Source organism: Streptomyces sp. (genome assembly GCF_031181555.1).
In the GTDB taxonomy this organism is placed as follows: Bacteria; Actinomycetota; Actinomycetes; order Streptomycetales; family Streptomycetaceae; genus Streptomyces; species Streptomyces fimbriatus.
Map to the genome: position 1 here is coordinate 35838 of NZ_JAPSKQ010000003.1, position 16347 is coordinate 52184.

The 16347-nt window shown below is 73.2% G+C and carries 15 protein-coding genes; 5 read left to right on the forward strand and 10 right to left on the reverse strand.

Annotated features, from left to right (window positions below; all coding sequences use genetic code 11):
- The first annotated feature begins 53 nt into the window (after positions 1–53).
- Positions 54–1211, forward strand: coding sequence for a serine hydrolase domain-containing protein (locus RIM90_RS01385; RefSeq protein WP_309058627.1), 1158 nt, complete (start codon positions 54–56; stop codon positions 1209–1211).
- A gap of 78 nt (positions 1212–1289) precedes the next feature.
- Here RIM90_RS01385 and RIM90_RS01390 read toward each other — a convergent pair whose 3' ends face one another.
- Positions 1290–1565 (reverse strand): DUF1876 domain-containing protein, encoded by a 276-nt coding sequence (locus RIM90_RS01390; protein ID WP_309058628.1) that lies wholly within the window; start codon positions 1563–1565, stop codon positions 1290–1292.
- A gap of 193 nt (positions 1566–1758) precedes the next feature.
- Here RIM90_RS01390 and RIM90_RS01395 point away from each other — a divergent pair, with 193 nt between their 5' ends.
- The gene (locus RIM90_RS01395) at positions 1759–2217 is read left to right on the forward strand and encodes a hypothetical protein (RefSeq protein WP_309058629.1); all 459 of its coding nucleotides are present in this window, start codon (positions 1759–1761) and stop codon (positions 2215–2217) included.
- Between the two features lie 31 nt (positions 2218–2248).
- Here RIM90_RS01395 and RIM90_RS01400 read toward each other — a convergent pair whose 3' ends face one another.
- The 4 genes from RIM90_RS01400 to RIM90_RS01415 all read right to left on the reverse strand — a co-directional run bounded on the left by RIM90_RS01400 (position 2249) and on the right by RIM90_RS01415 (position 6658).
- A complete protein-coding gene (locus RIM90_RS01400) occupies positions 2249–3094 on the reverse strand; it encodes an EamA family transporter (RefSeq protein WP_309058630.1) in 846 nt (281 codons plus the stop codon).
- A complete protein-coding gene (locus tag RIM90_RS01405) occupies positions 3091–3603 on the reverse strand; it encodes a YbaK/EbsC family protein (RefSeq protein ID WP_309058631.1) in 513 nt (170 codons plus the stop codon). The genes RIM90_RS01400 and RIM90_RS01405 overlap by 4 nt, the downstream gene beginning before the upstream one ends.
- Positions 3604–3753: 150 nt before the next feature.
- Positions 3754–5961: an MMPL family transporter gene (locus RIM90_RS01410; protein WP_309058632.1), complete on the reverse strand. Its 2208-nt coding sequence runs from the start codon at positions 5959–5961 to the stop codon at positions 3754–3756.
- 97 nt (positions 5962–6058) lie between these two features.
- Complete coding sequence (locus RIM90_RS01415) at positions 6059–6658, reverse strand: TetR/AcrR family transcriptional regulator (RefSeq protein ID WP_309058633.1); 600 nt, start codon at positions 6656–6658, stop codon at positions 6059–6061.
- A gap of 192 nt (positions 6659–6850) precedes the next feature.
- Between RIM90_RS01415 and RIM90_RS01420 the strand changes: the two genes are divergently transcribed.
- A complete protein-coding gene (locus RIM90_RS01420; RefSeq protein WP_309058634.1) occupies positions 6851–10210 on the forward strand; it encodes a S41 family peptidase in 3360 nt (1119 codons plus the stop codon).
- 102 nt (positions 10211–10312) lie between these two features.
- Here RIM90_RS01420 and RIM90_RS01425 read toward each other — a convergent pair whose 3' ends face one another.
- From RIM90_RS01425 to RIM90_RS01440, 4 genes are all read right to left on the reverse strand, one after another.
- Positions 10313–10492 carry a hypothetical protein gene (locus RIM90_RS01425; RefSeq protein ID WP_309058635.1) on the reverse strand — a complete coding sequence of 60 codons (180 nt, stop codon included), beginning with the start codon at positions 10490–10492 and terminating at the stop codon, positions 10313–10315.
- Between the two features lie 75 nt (positions 10493–10567).
- Positions 10568–11452, reverse strand: coding sequence for an SDR family oxidoreductase (locus tag RIM90_RS01430; RefSeq protein ID WP_309058636.1), 885 nt, complete (start codon positions 11450–11452; stop codon positions 10568–10570).
- The gene (locus RIM90_RS01435) at positions 11449–12387 is read right to left on the reverse strand and encodes an alpha/beta hydrolase (RefSeq protein WP_309058637.1); all 939 of its coding nucleotides are present in this window, start codon (positions 12385–12387) and stop codon (positions 11449–11451) included. The genes RIM90_RS01430 and RIM90_RS01435 overlap by 4 nt, the downstream gene beginning before the upstream one ends.
- Positions 12384–13925 (reverse strand): NAD(P)/FAD-dependent oxidoreductase, encoded by a 1542-nt coding sequence (locus RIM90_RS01440; protein WP_309058638.1) that lies wholly within the window; start codon positions 13923–13925, stop codon positions 12384–12386. The genes RIM90_RS01435 and RIM90_RS01440 overlap by 4 nt, the downstream gene beginning before the upstream one ends.
- Positions 13926–14102: 177 nt before the next feature.
- Between RIM90_RS01440 and RIM90_RS01445 the strand changes: the two genes are divergently transcribed.
- Positions 14103–14735 (forward strand): MerR family transcriptional regulator, encoded by a 633-nt coding sequence (locus tag RIM90_RS01445; protein WP_309058679.1) that lies wholly within the window; start codon positions 14103–14105, stop codon positions 14733–14735.
- A gap of 42 nt (positions 14736–14777) precedes the next feature.
- Here the strand turns inward: RIM90_RS01445 and RIM90_RS01450 are convergent, their stop codons facing one another.
- Positions 14778–15578, reverse strand: coding sequence for an exodeoxyribonuclease III (locus tag RIM90_RS01450; protein ID WP_309058639.1), 801 nt, complete (start codon positions 15576–15578; stop codon positions 14778–14780).
- A 91-nt stretch (positions 15579–15669) separates the two neighbouring features.
- Here RIM90_RS01450 and RIM90_RS01455 point away from each other — a divergent pair, with 91 nt between their 5' ends.
- Positions 15670–16146: a GNAT family N-acetyltransferase gene (locus RIM90_RS01455; protein WP_309058640.1), complete on the forward strand. Its 477-nt coding sequence runs from the start codon at positions 15670–15672 to the stop codon at positions 16144–16146.
- Positions 16147–16347: the final 201 nt, after the last annotated feature.

The window sequence follows — 16347 nt, forward strand, 5'->3', positions numbered from 1 at the left end:
CGAACGGCGGCCGTTGCACCCACTGTCACAGGTGAGGGGAAGGGACCACGGGCGTGGACGTGCACGGCACAGTGGCCGGGGGCTTCGAGCCGGTCGAGCAGGCGTTCGCACGGAACTTCGAGGCGCTCGGGGACCGGGGCGCGGCGGTCGCCGTGTACCGGGACGGGCGCAAGGTCGTGGACCTGTGGGCCGGGGTGAAGGACGTCGACGGCACCGAGCCGTGGGAGCGGGACACCGCCCAGGTCGTGCGCTCGGCGACCAAGGGCGTCGCCGCCGCCGTCCTGTTGCTGCTGCACCGGCGCGGCGAGCTGGACCTGGACGCGCCGGTCGGCCACTACTGGCCGGAGTTCAAGGCGCACGGCAAGGAGCGGGTGCTGGTCCGGCACGTGCTGAACCACCGCGCCGGGCTCCCGGTCCTCGACCGCCCGCTCACCCTGCGGGAGGCGGCCGACCCGCTGCGGAGCGCCGAGGCGCTCGCCGCCCAGCCGCCCGTGTGGGAGCCGGGCACGGACCACGGTTACCACGCCCTCACCTACGGCTGGCTGCTCGACGAGCTGGTGCGGCGCGTGACCGGCCGGGGCTCCGGCGAGTGGATCGCGTCGGAGATCGCCGGCCCGCTGGGGCTGGACCTGTGGGTGGGGCTGCCGGACGCGCGGACCGGCCGGGTGGGCAGGGTCGGCCGGATCGAGGGCCCGGAGCCGTCCGGCGTGCTCCGCGCCCGCCCGAAGCGCTCGGTCACCGACGCCTACGCCGACCCGGCCTCCCTCACCCGCCGGGCCTTCGCCGCGATCACCCCCTTCCCGGACCAGAACGACCCGGCGTTCCGCGCGGCGGCCCTGCCCGCCGCGAGCGGGATCGCGACGGCGGACGGGCTGGCCCGCTTCTACGCGTCACTGATCGGCCCGGTCGACGGCGTACGCCTCCTCGACCCGGCCGGCGTCGACCTGGCCCGCGCCGAGGAGTCGGCGGGCCCGGACCGCGTCCTGGTCGTCGGCACCCGCTTCGGCCTCGGCTTCATGCTGCACGGCAGCGCCTCCCCCTTCCTCGGCCCGGGCTCCTTCGGCCACCCCGGCCGCGGCGGCTCCCTCGGCTTCGCCGACCCGGAGACGGGCATCGCCTTCGGCTACGTCACCAACGGCTTCCGCAGGACCGTGACGGCGGACCCACGGGCACAGGCCCTGATCCGGGCGGTGCGCCAGGCGCTGGGGTAGGGCCTGACGTCCGGATCGGGCCGGGGCCCGCGAGCCCGGTCCGATCCGGACGAAAGACCCCAGGGCCGGGGCGGGGCCCTACACGTGGATCGGGTGCGAGATGCGGCCCGACGCCTCGTCGATCTCGTCGTGCGCCTTGGTCAGCAGCCGCATGGCGAGTTCGTTCAACGCCCGGGCGCCGGCGACCTCCTCACCGACCCTGGGCTGATTCGCGTCGGTGTGGTGCCGGGTCGCGTGCCCGTGCGCCCGCACCGCGGTCCCGTCGGGCAGCCGGACCATCGCGACCGCGCGCGTGTGCTGGTCGTCCTCCTGGAACTCCAGCTCCACGTGCCATCCCACTGCGGTGTGCACCATGACGATCACCTCCGGAAGCTCTCATTCCAGGGTGCGCCTTCCCCTGCCCGGACGCACCCGGCCGGCAGGCGACGAGTACGGGGAGGCTCCCGCCCCGCCGGACGCGGCGCACGGACACCCCGTACTGAGGCTCCGGCCCGGTTCCGACCCGTCAGGACCGGGCTCCCCGCACCGACGTTCCGAAGGGCCCCGCGTGCGCCGTTGCCTCGCTGCCGCCACCGTCGCGGCCACCTTCTTCCTCGCCGGTGGCTGCACCGACCCCGCCGGTACGGAACCTCCGGCGCGGGGGAGCCGGAACACGCCCTCCGCCGACAGGTCCGGCCGGCAGGCCACCACCGCGCTGCCGGAGCTGGACGTCCCCGAGAACGCACGGGTGCTGGTCGCCGAGACCGTCGGCACCGGCAGTGCGGACCTGCCCGGGTTCACCCCCTCCGAGGAGGCGTACACCGTGTACGCCGACTGTTCCGGCAGGGGGCAGGTGGCCCTCGTCGACCGGGACGGGGAGGGGCAGGCCCGTCCGATCGCCTGCGACGGCGCGGGCACCGTGGGGGTGATCCACACCGACAGGAAGCCGCAGCACCTTGCGATCCGGGTGACCGGCGGGGCGGCCGACTGGAAGATCTCCGTCGTCTCGGGCGACCACCACCGGTGAACGACCGGGCGGTCTCCCGGCGCGCCGTCGGCTACCCCGCGCGCAGCATCAGCCCGATCCCGACGACCAGCAGCCCGGCCGCGGCGATGCGCGGGGCGCCGAAGCGTTCCTTGAAGAACAGGGCCCCGATCGCCGCTCCGACGATGACCGAGGACTCCCGCAGGGCCGCGACGGGGGCGAGTTCGGCGCGGGTCTGGGCCCACAGGACGAGCGCGTACGCGGCGACGGACAGCGCGGCGCCGAGGAGTCCGAGGCCGGCGTGCGGCCGGAGCAGGGCGCCCGCCCGCCCCCGCCGGCGCCACAGCGCGTACGCCGGGATCACCGTGCCCTGGACCGCCATCAGCCAGGCGATGTAGCCGAGGGAGGAGCCGGAGGCGCGGACGCCGAGCCCGTCGACGACCGTGTACGCCGCGATGGTCAGGCCGGTCGCCAGCGCCGCGCCGATCGCCGCCCAGTCGGGCCGGTGCCCGCGCAGCCCCCACAGGGCGACGCCGGTCAGGCCCGCGCAGGACAGGGCGATCCCGGCGGCGGCCCAGCCGTCCGGCACCTCGTGGGCGAACACGGCGGCGAGGACCGCGACGATCAGCGGCGCGCTGCCCCGGGCGAGGGGGTAGGCCTGGCCGAAGTCGCCCAGCTCGAAGGACTTCATCAGCAGCGCGTAGTACGCGATGTGAAGGGCGGCCGAGCCGAACAGGTACGGCCACGCCCCGGCCGCCGGGAACGGCACGAACGGCGCCGTCGCCAGCCCGATCAGCAGTCCGCCGCCCGAGATCAGCGCGAACCCGGCCAGCTTGTCGGTGATCCTGTGCGCGATGGCGTTCCAGCCGGCGTGGGTGACCGCGGCGAGCAGGACGGCCGCGGTGACCAGTGGGGTCACGGAGTGCGCTCGCGCACGTCCACCAGGGTGCCGCCGGCGTGGGCGATCAGCGTCTTGGGTTCCATCGGGAAGACGGTGTACGGGGTGCCGGCCGCCGCCCACACGAGGTCGTGGTCGAGGAGGGAGCGGTCGGCGAGGACGCGGGTCCTCGTCCGGTGGCCGAAGGGGGGCACGCCGCCGATGGCGTACCCGGTGGTCTCCCGCACGACGTCGGCCTTGGCCCGGGTGACCTTCCCGGCGCCGAGCTCCTGACGCACCCGCTCGACGTCCACCCGCGAGGCCCCGTCCATGAGGACCAGCACGGGCGCACCGTCCGCGGCGAAGACCAGCGACTTGCAGATCTGGCTCAGTTCGCACCCGATCGCGGCGGCGGCCTCGGCGGCGGTGCGGGTGGCCTCCGGGAAGCGGCGGATCCGCCCGGTCACCTCCGCGAGCCCCATCTCCCGCAGGGCCTCGGCGAAACGGGGGTGGGCTCCGGAGCTCTCGGCGTCAGTGGCGGCTGTCGTCATGCGGGGCACGCTAGCGGTCGGTGCGGCGGGCACGCGAGCGCATTCCCGGAGGACGGGCGGCGCGCGGCGGCGAGGGGAAAGCCGGTGAGGGCGCCCCGTCCCCACGGAGCCCTCACCGGCTGGTCGGGTGATCCCGGACCGTCCGGGCCGTCAGGTCCGGACGAGTTCCCGGTTCTCGTCCTTCCTGTCGTCCTCCGTGCGCAGGCCCTCGCCCTCGACGTCCACGTTGGGCAGGGCGCGGTCCAGCCACTTCGGCAGCCACCAGGCCTTCGTGCCGAGCAGGGCCAGGACCGCCGGGACGATCGCCATGCGGACGACGAACGCGTCGAAGAGGACGGCGATCGCGAGGCCGAAGCCGATCATCTTGACCATCGACTCGCTGGAGCCGATGAAGCCGGAGAAGACCGCGATCATGATCACCGCGGCGGCCGTGACCACCCGGGCGCCGTGCCGGAAGCCGGTCACCACGGCCTGGCTCGGCTTCTCGCCGTGGACGTAGGCCTCCCGCATCCGGGTCACGAGGAACACCTCGTAGTCCATGGCCAGTCCGAAGACCACGCCGACCATGAAGATCGGCATCATCGACATGACCGGACCGGTCTGCTCCACGTTCATCGGGCCGGACAGCCAGCCCCACTGGAAGACCGCGACCACCGCGCCGAGGGCCGCCAGGACCGACAGGAGGAAGCCGAGGGCCGCCTTCAGCGGGACCAGGATCGAGCGGAAGACCACGATCAGGAGGAGGAAGGCCAGTCCGACGACCAGGATCAGGTACGGGACCAGCGCGTCGTTGAGCTTCTGGGACACGTCGATGTTCATCGCCGTGGAGCCCGTCACCAGGACGTCGGCGCCGGTGCCCGCCTTGATGTCCGCGCCCGCGTCACGGATGTCGTGCACCAGGTCCTCGGTCGTCACCGACGAGGGCTTGGAGTCCGGGACGACGGTGATCGTCGCCGTGTCGCCGACCTTGTTGGGGGCCGCCGGGGACACGTTCACCACGTTGTCGAGGGCCTTGATGCCGTCGCCGGTCCGCTGGAAGACGGCCTGCGGGTCGTCGCTGCCCTTCGCGTCGACCACGACCACCAGCGGGCCGTTGAAGCCGGGGCCGAAGCCCTCGGAGAGCAGGTCGTAGGCGCGGCGCTGGGTGGTGGACGTCGGCTGCGAGCCGTCGTCGGGCAGGCCCAGTTCCAGGGAGGCCGCCGGGACGGCCGCGGCGCCCAGGCCGACGACACCGAGGAGCAGGACCGCCACGGGACGGCGCACGACGAAGCTCGCCCAGCGGGTGCCCATGTTGGGGCGCTGCGGCTTCTTCGGGGCGCGGCCGCCGCCGAGCAGCTTGCTCTTCTCACCGGCCGGGCGGACCCTGCGGCCCGCGTAGCCGAGCAGCGCCGGGACCATGGTGAGGGCGATGAGGACCGCGATGGCGACCGTGCCGGCGGCGGCGACGCCCATCTTGGTCAGCATCGGGATGTTGACCACCGAGAGGCCGACCAGGGCGATCACGACCGTGAGGCCGGCGAAGACCACCGCGGAGCCCGCCGTGCCGACGGCGCGGCCGGCCGCGTCCTCCCGTTCGCGGCCCTCGGCCAGCTCGGCGCGGTAGCGGGAGACGACGAACAGCGCGTAGTCGATGCCGACCGCGAGGCCGATCATCGAGGCCAGGATGGAGGTGGTGGAGCCGAGGTCGAGGGTGCTGGCCAGCGCGGTGATGGTCGAGACGCCGATGCCGACGCCGATGATCGCGGTGAGCAGCGGCAGACCGGCGGCGAGCAGCGAGCCGAAGGTGATGACGAGGACGACCGCGGCGATGCCTATGCCGATGATCTCGGCGGTGCCGGTGTGCGGGACGGTCTGCAGCGCGTCACCGCCGATCTCCACGGTCAGCCCGGCGTCGCGGGCGTCCTCGGCGGCGCCCTCCAGGGCGTCGCGGGAGGTGTCCTCCAGCTCCATGCCGGAGACCTTGTAGCTCACCGAGGCGTAGGCGACGGTGCCGTCCCGGCTGACGCCGCCGCCCTGGTAGGGGTCGGTGACGCGGGCGACCTCAAAGCCGCCGGACAGCTCCTGGACGGTCTCCTGGACGGTCGCCTTGTGCTCGGCGTCGGTCATCTTCTCGCCGGCGGGTGCCTTGAAGACGACGCGCGCGGTCGCTCCGTCGGCACTGGAGCCGGGGAAGCGTTCCTCCAGCAGGTCGAAGGCCTTCTGGGCCTCGGTGCCGGGGATGGAGAAGGAGGTGGTGCCGGCCGCCGGGGCACCGGCCGCGCCGGCGCCCGCGAGCGCCAGCAGCGCCACCCAGAACAGGGCTACGAGGTGCCGTCGCCGGAAGGCGAACCGGCCGAGTCGGTAGAGGAAAGTGGCCACGAGGGCGTACTCCCGGTCAGGTCGTGGGTACTTCGGGGCAGGGTGGATCAGCCCGACGACGTGAGCGGTGGCGTCAGGTGCGGCTGACTGGGGACGGTCAGGGGGTGGGAACGCCGAGGGCGGGGAGGACCACGGCGTCGATGTACGAGGTGAGGAACTCCCGGGTGGGCGGCAGGTCGTCGATCAGCGTCCGCGTGGCGAACGCGCCGACGAGCATGTGCACCATGTAGTCCAGCGCCGGGTTGTCGGAGCGGACCTCGCCCCGGTCGACCGCCCGCCGGACGATCAGCCGGAACTCCTCGACCTCCGGTTCGACCAGGAGTTCCTTGAACGCCTGGCGCAGATCGTCGTTCGTGTGCACGGCCATGGCCATCGCCCGCATCAGGGCGGCGTTCTGCGCCATGACGCAGTCGTCCTCACGCCCGACGATGGCGCGCAGGTCGCCGCGCAGGGAACCGGTGTCGATACCGGCGATGCTGCCCGGTGTCTGGCTCCGCATCGCCCTCACCACCAGCTCGGCCTTGCCGCCCCACTGGCGGTAGAGGGTCGCCTTGCTGGACCGGGTGCGGGCGGCGACGGCGTCCATGGTGAGGGCGTCGTAGCCGACCTCGCGGAGCAGGTCGAGCACGGCCCGGTACAGCTCGGCCTCGCGCTCGGGGGTGATCCGGCTGCGACGCACCGTCGCGGCTTCGCTCATCCCACTCACCTTCCCGTTCCCTCGGTTCGGTGCGGTCCGGCCCATCGTGCCGAACGACACCGTTTCGTACACCACGAATGTACCCCACCTCCTAGAGAAACGAAACCGTTTCGTACGTGCTCTGGATCACGCCTCCGCGGTTCCCGTCCGCCCGAGTTGCTGCGGTCCGCCCCCGGGAAAAGCATGGGAAGGGTGAGCTATCTGCGCCTGCCGCACCTCAACGGCGACCTGCTGTGCTTCGTGGCCGAGGACGACCTCTGGCTCGCCCCGCTCGACGGTCCGGGCCGGGCCTGGCGGCTCACCGTCGACCGCACCAAGCTCGGCCACCCCCGCTTCTCGCCCGACGGCCGCCACATCGCGTACACGAGCTGGCGCAGCCTCGATCCCGAGGTCCACCTCGTCCCGGTGGACGGCGGGCCGGACACCCGGCTGACCTACTGGGGCAGCTCCGACACCCGGGTCTGCGGCTGGGCGCCCCCCGACGGGGACGGCAACGCCGAGATCCTCGCCGTCGCCTCGCACGGCGAGCCCTTCTCGTACTTCACCTGGGCCTACAAGCTCGCCTGCGACGGCAGTCCGGGCCGCAAGCTGCCCTGGGGCCCGGTGACCGACATCCAGGTCGCCGACCTCGACGGGGAGCGCAAGTCGCTGCTGCTCACCGGTACCCCGCCGCACGAACCGGCCTCCTGGAAGCGCTACCGGGGCGGGGCGACGGGCAGGCTGTGGCTGCACGGGCAGCGGCTGCTCGAGGGGCTCGGCGGCCACCTGCACTCGCCGATGTTCGTCGGCGGCCGGATCGCCTTCCTCTCCGACCACGAGGGCGTCGGCAACCTGTACTCGTGCGCGTACGACGGCTCCGACCTGCGCCGGCACACCGACCACGACGCCTTCTACGCCCGGCACGCCGCCGGCGACGGCACCCGGGTCGTCTACCAGTGCGCCGGTGACCTGTGGATCGTGGAGGACCTGTCCCCCGGCTCCGTCCCGCGCCGGCTCGACGTGCGGCTGAGCGGGCCGCGGGCCGGGCGGCGCCGGTACCAGGTCCCCGCCGCCCACCACCTCGACGGGATCTCGGTCGACGAGACCGGCCGGGCGAGCGCCGCCGTCGTACGCGGCAGCCTGTACTGGCTCACCCACCGCGACGGCCCCGCGCGCACCCTCACCGACACCCCGGGCGTGCGGGTGCGGCTGCCGGAGATGCTCGGCGCGAGCGGACAGGTGGCGTACGTGACGGACGCGGAGGGCGAGGACGCCGTCGAGATCGCCTCCCTGCCCCGGGCCAGCGGCCAGCGCCCGCCCCGGCGGCTGGCCTCCGGGAAGCTGGGCCGGGTGCTGGAGATGGTGGCGGACCCGGACGGGGAGCGGCTGGCCGTCGCCGCGCACGACGGGCGGCTGCTGCTGGTCGACACGGACCCCGCGGAGAACGGCTCCGGCGGCGACGGCTCCGGGAACGGACCCTCCGAAGGCGGGGTCACCGAGCTGGTCCGCTCCGTCAACGGGCCGGTGCGCGACCTCGCCTTCTCCCCCGACGGCGCGTGGCTGACGTGGTCGCACCCCTGGATCGGGCGGTCGCTGCGGCAGATCAAACTCGCCCGGATCACCGCAACGGCACAGGGGGACCGGACGGTCATCGACGTCACCGACGGCCGCTTCGAGGACGAGAACCCGGTCTTCACCCGGGACGGCCGCTATCTCGCCTTCCTGTCCTGGCGCGGCTTCGACCCGGTGTACGACGTGCACACCGGCGACCTGTCCTTCCCGCTGGGCTGCCGCCCCTACCTGGTGCCGCTGTCCTCGGCGACCCCCTCCCCGTTCGCCCTGAACCCCGAGGGCCGCCCGGCCGCCGGGGGCCTGGACCCGGTGGAGCACGAGGACCCCGGGGAGGGCGGCGAGAGCGGTGCGGTGACCGTCGAGGCGGAGGGGCTGGAGAGCAGGGTCACCCCCTTCCCGGTCGCCGCCTCCAAGTACTCGGCGCTGCGTCCGGTCGCGGGCGGCGGGCTGGTGTGGCTGCGCTGGCCGATCTCCGGCGCGCTCGGCGAGACCTTCGCCAACCCGGACGACACCAGCGGCCGGCCGACCCTGGAGCACTTCAGCGTCACCAAGGCCAAGAAGTCCGAACTCGTCGGCCACCTCGACTTCTTCGCGGTCAGCGGCGACGGCACCCGGCTGGTCGTGGTCGACGAGGGCGAGCTGCGCGCGGTCCCCGCCACCGAACCCGGCGACAGCGACTCCACGGTGTGGATCGACGCCCGCCGCATCCTGCACGAGGCCGACCCGGCGGCGGAGTGGCGCCAGGCGTACGCGGAGGCCGGGCGGCTGATCCGCGCCTACTTCTGGGAGCCCGGCATGTGCGGCATCGACTGGGACGCGGTGCTGGAGCAGTACCGCCCGCTGGTCGAACGGGTCGCCTCCCCCGACGAGTTCGCGGACCTGCTGCGCGAGGTGCTCGGCGAGCTCGGCACCTCCCACGCCTATGTCACCGCCGCCCGCCGCAACGAGGGCCCGCCGCACTACCGGCGCCGCCAGGGCCTGCTCGGCGCCAACCTCGTCCCCCGCGAGGAGGGCTGGACGGTCAAGCGCATCCTGGCCGGTGACTCCTCCGACTCCCGGGCCCGCTCCCCGCTGGCCGGCACCGGCATCCGCGAGGGCGCGGTCCTCACCCATGTCGACGGCCGCCCGGTGGACCCGGTCACCGGCCCCTATCCGCTGCTCGCGGGTGCGGGCGGTACGACGGTGGAGCTGACGTTCCGCCCGCCCGTCGCCCACCACCACCCTTCTGCGGAAGGCCCTTCGGGCCCCTCCGGTTCCGAGGGGGAGGGACCGCCCCGCCGGGTCGCCGTCGTCCCCCTGGTCGACGAGACGCCGCTGCGCTACCAGGACTGGGTGACCAAGCGCCGTGCGGTGGTACGGGAGTTGAGCGACGGCCGGTGCGGCTATCTGCACATCCCCGACATGGGCGGCTCGGGCTGGGCCCAGTTCAACCGCGACGTGCGCATGGAGGTGTCCCGCCCGGCGCTGATCGTGGACGTGCGCGGCAACGCCGGCGGTCACATCAGCGAACTGGTCGTCGAGAAGCTGACCCGCACCATCCTCGGCTGGGACCTCACGCGCGACGCCCAGCCGGTGTCGTACGCCTCCGACGCCCCGCGCGGCCCGGTGGTGGCGCTCGCGGACGAGGCGACCAGCTCCGACGGCGACATGATCACCGCGGCCTTCAAGCTGCTGGAACTGGGCCCGGTGGTCGGTCAGCGCACCTGGGGCGGCGTGGTCGGCATGACCGGCCGGCACCAGCTGGGCGACGGCACGGTGATCACGGTGCCGATGAACGCGGCCTGGTTCGACGCGTACGGCTGGTCGGTGGAGAACAAGGGCGTCGAACCCGACCTGGAGGCGCTGCGCACCCCGCTGGACTGGGCCGAGGGCCGCTACGCCCAGCTCGACGACGCGGTGCGGCTGGCCGTCGACCTGCTGGAGACCAACCCCCCGGCCGCTCCCCCGACTTACCGCGACGTCCCCGACCGCTCCCGCCCGAAGCTGCCGCCGCGCGGATGAGGGAAGGCCGCAGGAGGGTCGGAGAAGGACCGGGGAAAGGCCGGAGGAACACCGGAAGGGGCGCCCTTCGTCAGGGCACCCCTTCGGCGTCAGCGCAGGACGTCAGGCGTCATGGTCCTGGTCGAAGCGCTCCTCGGACTCCCGCCGGCGCTGCGGGTTGTCCATGTCCTCGTCCCGACGGCGGCCGCGGTTCTGCAGCTGCTCCTTGCCCTGCTGGGCGCGCTGCTTGGCCTGCTGCTGGAACTGCTCGGACTTCTCCTGGAACTGGTCCTTCATACCCATGTGGGTTCACTCCCGTGTGGGGTGGGGGAACTTGCCCGATCAGATTCACACGGTCCGTCACCCTGCGCACGTCGATCACTCACGCAGCGTAGTCCTGTGCTGCTCGTCGGCGTTGCCGCCGGCCCCGACCAGCCCCGTGCGGATGCCGGAGAGCCGGTCCGCGAACCGCCGCATCTCCCGCTGCCCCACGCTCCCGATCACGCCCGGCAGGTAACCGCGCACGCCCTGCATCCCGCGCAGCCACCACTGCCCGTACACATGGCTCGCGCGCCGCTCGATCCCGTCCACGATCCGGTCCACCGCGGGACCCAGCGGATAGGTCTTGTTGGCCGGCCACGGCAGCCGCTGCCTCAACTCCCGCATCACGTCGTCCCGATCGGCCCCGCGCACCATGTCGGTGTCGGTCCACGACAGGTACCCGACGCCGACCTTCACGCCCCGGTACCCCACCTCGGCCCGCAGACTGTGCGCGTACGCCTCCACACCGGACTTGGACGCGCAGTACGCGGTCATCATCGGCGCCGGGGTGATGGCGGCGAGCGAGGCTATCTGGAGCAGGTAGCCGCGGCTCCCGGCGAGCAGCGGCAGGAACGCCCGGGCGGTGACCGCCGACCCGATGAGGTTCACCTCGATCACCCGCCGCCAGGACTCCGGGTCGGAGTCGATGAACGGACCGCCCGTCGCCACACCGGCGTTGGCGACCACGATGTCGACCCTGCCGAACCGCTCCTCGACCTCCCGCGCGACCCGGGCCATCGCCTCGTGGTCGGTGACGTCGGCGTACCAGTGGTCGCTGTCGCTGTGCAGCCGCGCGGAGACCTGCTTCAGCGCGTCCGGCTCCAGCCCGACCAGCGCCACCCTCACCCCGCGCGCGGAGAGCTTGCGGGCCAGCAACTCCCCCACACCGCGCGCCGCTCCGGTGACGACGGCGACCTGTCCTTCGAGACTGACCCTGCTCATGCGCTCTCCTCGGCGGGTACGGCGTGGTGGGGGGCCGCCACGTGGGCGGCGACCAGTGCCCGGATCTTCCCGGTGACCGGTCCGGGTGCCTCGACGGGCGTCATGTGCCCGATGCCGGGCAGTTCGGTGACACCGAGGCAGTTCGGCAGCGCGGCGGCCAGCGACCGGGCGTGCACCGGCGGGGTGAGCCGGTCCGCGGCACCGGCGACGATCTCGGTCGGCACCCTCAACTCCCGCACCGCGTGGTCGAGATCCAGCAGGTCGAGCACGTGCGACCAGGCGTGCCGCACCGTGCGCGGGCAGGCGTGCACGATGCGGGCGCACGCCTCGACCATCTCCGGGGTCGAAGCGGGGCCCATCGTCCCGTACGCGAGGATCCGGCGGGTGAGCGGCGTGACCGGTCCGAGCGGGGCCCGGGAGCCGAGGACGCGCCGGGTCAGCCAGGTCCGCACCCGGCCCGCGCGCAGCGGCAGCACCGTCGACTCGGCGACCAGCCGCGCGCTGCCCGTGCTGCACAGCAGGACGGCCGCCGCGTGCTCGCGGAACACGGGCCGGGAGGAGGCGGCCATCACCGTCATCCCGCCCATGGAGTGCCCCGCGATCACCGCCCGTTCGCCCGGCGCGAGGGTGGCGGCCAGCACGGCCTGAAGGTCGTCGGCGAGCGCGTCGGTGCTGCACGCGGGGCTCGCGGGGGTGCGTCCGTGGCCGCGCTGGTCGTAGGCGATGACCCGGTGGTCGGCGGCCAGGTCCCGGATCTGCGCCGCCCAGAAGGCGGTCGAGCAGGTCCAGCCGTGGGCGAGGACGACCGCGGGCGCCCGCTCGGGCCCGTGCACCTCGACGTGCAGCCGGGAGCCGTCGGCGGAGACGGCGGTCAGCTCGTGGGCGGGGGCGGGCGGAGCGTAGGGCCCGGAGGTCACATGGGCCGGCCGGCTCACGCGGTCACCTCGGCGTCGTCCTGGACGGCGGCGTCGCCCCGGGTGACGGCGGTCTTCCCCGCGGGTGCCCGCAGGACGGCGTACTCGGCCAGGTCCACGTGCCGGGTGGCCCGCCGGAACTCGGTCGTCGTGCCCGGCCAGACGGTGGTGTTGCGCCCGTTCGCGTCCAGGTACCAGCTGGTGCAGCCGCCGGTGTTCCACACCGTGCGCTTCATCCGCTGCTGCACCCGGTGGTTCCAGGCGCGCACCGCGCTGGGCCGGGCGTCGAGGGCGACCCGGCCGCCGAGGACGTCGAGCTGGCGGAGGTAGTCGGCCATGTAGTTCAGCTGGGACTCGATCATGAGGATCATGGAGGAGTTCCCGAGGCCGGTGTTGGGCCCGATGATCGTCATCCAGTTGGGGAAGCCGGCGGCCGAGGCGCCGCGCAGCGCCTGCATCCCGCCGGTCCAGGTCTCGGCGAGGGTCTTCCCCTCCGCGCCGACGACCCGCTCGGCGATGGGCATGTCGGTCACGTGGAACCCGGTCCCGAACACGATCGCGTCGACCTCGGCCTCGGTGCCGTCGGCGGCGACGACGGTCGACCCGCGCACCTCGCTCAGCCCGCCGGCGACGACGTCGACGTTGGGCTGCACCAGCGCCGGGTAGTACGCGTTGGACAGCAGGATCCGCTTGCAGCCGATGCGGTAGTCCGGGGTGAGCTTGGCGCGCAGGGCCGGGTCCTTGACGGCACGGGCCATGTGGCGCTTGGCCAGCTGCTCGACGAAGCCGAGCTCCTTGGGGTGCTTGGTGAACGCCTGGACCTGCAGCTCCCGCACGCCCCACAGCAGTCCGCGGCGCAGCTGCGCGGTGAAGGGCAGCGCCCGGTGCAGGGCGCGCTCGGCGCCGCTGATGGCGCGGTCGACCCGGGGCAGGACCCAGGCCGGGGTGCGCTGGAGGAGGGTGAGCCTGGAGACGAGCGGCTGGACGGCCGGCACGATCTGGATCGCCGAGGCGCCCGTGCCGACCATGGCGACCCGCTTGCCGCGCAGGTCGTAGTCGTGGTCCCAGCGGGCGGAGTGGAAGACCTTGCCGGGGAAGGTGTCGAGCCCCGGGATGTCGGGGACCTTCGGGTCGGACAGCGGCCCGGTGGCGGACACGACCACGTCCGCGCTGAGGCTGCCGCTGCTGGTCTCGATGTCCCAGCGCAGCCGCTCGGCGTCCCACACCATCCGCTTCACCTCCGAGTCGAAGCGGAGGTGCGGACGCAGCCCGAAGGCGTCGGTGACGTGCTCGAGGTAGGCGCGGATGTGCTCCTGGCCGGAGAAGGAGCGCGGCCAGTCGGGGTTGGGCGCGAAGGAGAACGAGTACAGGTGGGACGGCACGTCGCACGCGCACCCGGGGTAGCTGTTGTCCCGCCAGGTGCCGCCGACGCTGCCCGCCCGCTCCAGGACGACGAAGTCGGTGATCCCCTCCCGCCGCAGCCGCACGGCGGCCCCGAGCCCGCCGAACCCGGACCCGACCACCGCCACCCGTACATGTTCGTGCTCGTGCTCGGCCATCCCGAAGCCTCCACGCATCGCTCAGAACTCTGCCAGTGAACACTGGCGCAATGGGGAGGGTAGAGCAGCCCCGTACTGATGGGTAGGGGGCGTGCAGCGAAAGTTACCGCCGGTACGACCTAGGCTGCTGACGTGGCAGAGGAAGCTGAACGCGAGGGTGAGCGGCGCGAGTACCGCATGGAGGAGCTGGCCCGGCTGGCCGGCATCACGGTGCGCACCCTGCGCTTCTACCGTGAACGCAAGCTGCTCCCGCCACCCCGCCGCGAGGGCCGCATCGCCTGGTACGACGACCACCACCTGGCCCGCCTGCGCACGATCACGGCCCTGCTGGAGCGCGGCCACACCCTGAACGGCATAGCGGAGCTCGCCGAGGCCTTCGACCACGGCCGCGACGTCGGCGAACTCCTCGGCATGGACACCCCGACCGACGAGGTCCCCGTCCGCCTCACCCCCGAGGAACTCGCCGACCGCTTCGCCGGCGAGGTCACCCCGGAGAACCTGGCCGCCGCGCTGGAACTCGGCTACCTCGGCACCGACGGCGAGGAGATCGTCCACATCAGCCGCCGCCTGCTGGACGTGTCGTCCGCCCTGGTCCGCGAGGGCATCCCGCTCGCGGAGGTGCTGCACGCCGGCAAGGAGGCCCGCGCCCACGCCGACGCCCTGGCCGACCTCTTCGCCGGCCTGATCCTCCGCCACGCCTCCGAGGAATCCCTCCACCGCCTGCGCCCCCTGGCCCGCAGCGTGGTCGACGCGGAACTCTCCCTGGCACTGGACCGGCGGCTGCACAAGAAGGACGGCAAGAAGGACTGAAGGACTCTGAACGTCCGCATCGACTCCCCCGTCCCGGGCCGTCTACGCGAAGACCACCGTCACCGGCGCGTGGTCCGACCAGCGCTCGGCGTGCGTGGCCGCCCGCTCCACGTGTGCCCTGACCGCGCGGGCCGCGAGGCCCGGGGTCGCCATCTGGTAGTCGATGCGCCAGCCGGTGTCGTTGTCGAAGGCCCGCCCCCGGTACGACCACCACGAGTACGGTCCGTCGACGTCCGGATGCAGCTTCCGCACCACGTCGACGTACCCGCCGTCGGCCGGGTCCAGGACGCGGGAGAGCCACTCCCGCTCCTCCGGCAGGAAGCCCGAGTTCTTGGTGTTGCCGCGCCAGTTCTTCAGGTCGGCCCTGTCGTGGGCGATGTTCCAGTCCCCGCAGACGACGACCTCGCGCCCGTCGGCGGCGGCCCGCTCGCGCAGCCCCTTGAGGTGGGCCAGGAACTCGCCCATGAAGCGGACCTTCTCGTCCTGCCGCTCCGTGCCGACCTCCCCGGAGGGCAGGTACAGGGAGGCGACGGTGACGCCGGGCAGGTCCGCCTCCACGTACCGTCCGCTGCCGTCGAACTCGGCCGAGCCGAAACCGACCCGGACGCGGTCGGGTTCGCGCCGGGTGTAGAGCGAGACCCCCGCGCGCCCCTTCGCGGCGGCGGGCGCGTGCACCACGTGCCACCCCTCGGGCTCCCGGACGTGCTCCGGCAACTGCTGCGGCTCCGCCCGCACCTCCTGCAGGCACAGCACATCGGCGGAGGTCTGCGCCAGCCACTCCACGAAACCCTTCTTGGCGGCGGCACGCAGTCCATTGACGTTGACGGAGGTCACAGTGAGCACCAGGGCACGATACCGGCACACTGGACATGGTCCAATTCCGGACCGGGATCACGCTCCCGATCACACCCGGGTTTGATTTACCGTGCTCAGCATGAACATCCGCCGGGTCCCCTACGACCACCCCGATGCCGTGAAACTGGACGCCGAGGTCCAGGCCGAGTACCACGTCCGCTACGGCGACGGCGGCGACGCCACCCCCATGGACCCGGCGGACTTCACGCCCCCGAACGGCATCTACCTGATCGCCTACGACGAGAACGACGTCCCCGTGGCCTCCGGTGGCTGGCGCTCCCAGGACGCCAACGGCGAGGGCAACCTCGACGGCGACGCCGAGCTCAAGCGGATGTACGTGATCGAGCAGATGCGCGGCCGCGGCCTGGCCCGCCGCATCCTGGCCGCCCTGGAGGAGGACGCCCGCGCGGCCGGCCGCCTCCGCATGGTCCTGGAGACCGGCACGAAGCAGCCGGAGGCCATCGCCCTGTACACCTCCAGCGGCTACGAGCCGTGCGAACGGTTCGGCTACTACCGTTTCCACGAGGAGAGCCGCTGCTTCGCCAAGAAGCTCTAGGAAGCCTTCCGGGCCGACCGAGCCGCCCCGGAAGGGATCCGGACCCGCGCCACCGCGACTCCAGCGCGGGAACCGGGGCGCCCCGTCGGCCCTGTTCACCAGAACAGGGCCTGGCTCACCTTCTGTGATGTCGGTGGTCACGCCAGGACAGGGCGATGCCATGCCCGGCACCACGGGGCGCTGCGCGGGTGGCAGGCTGAC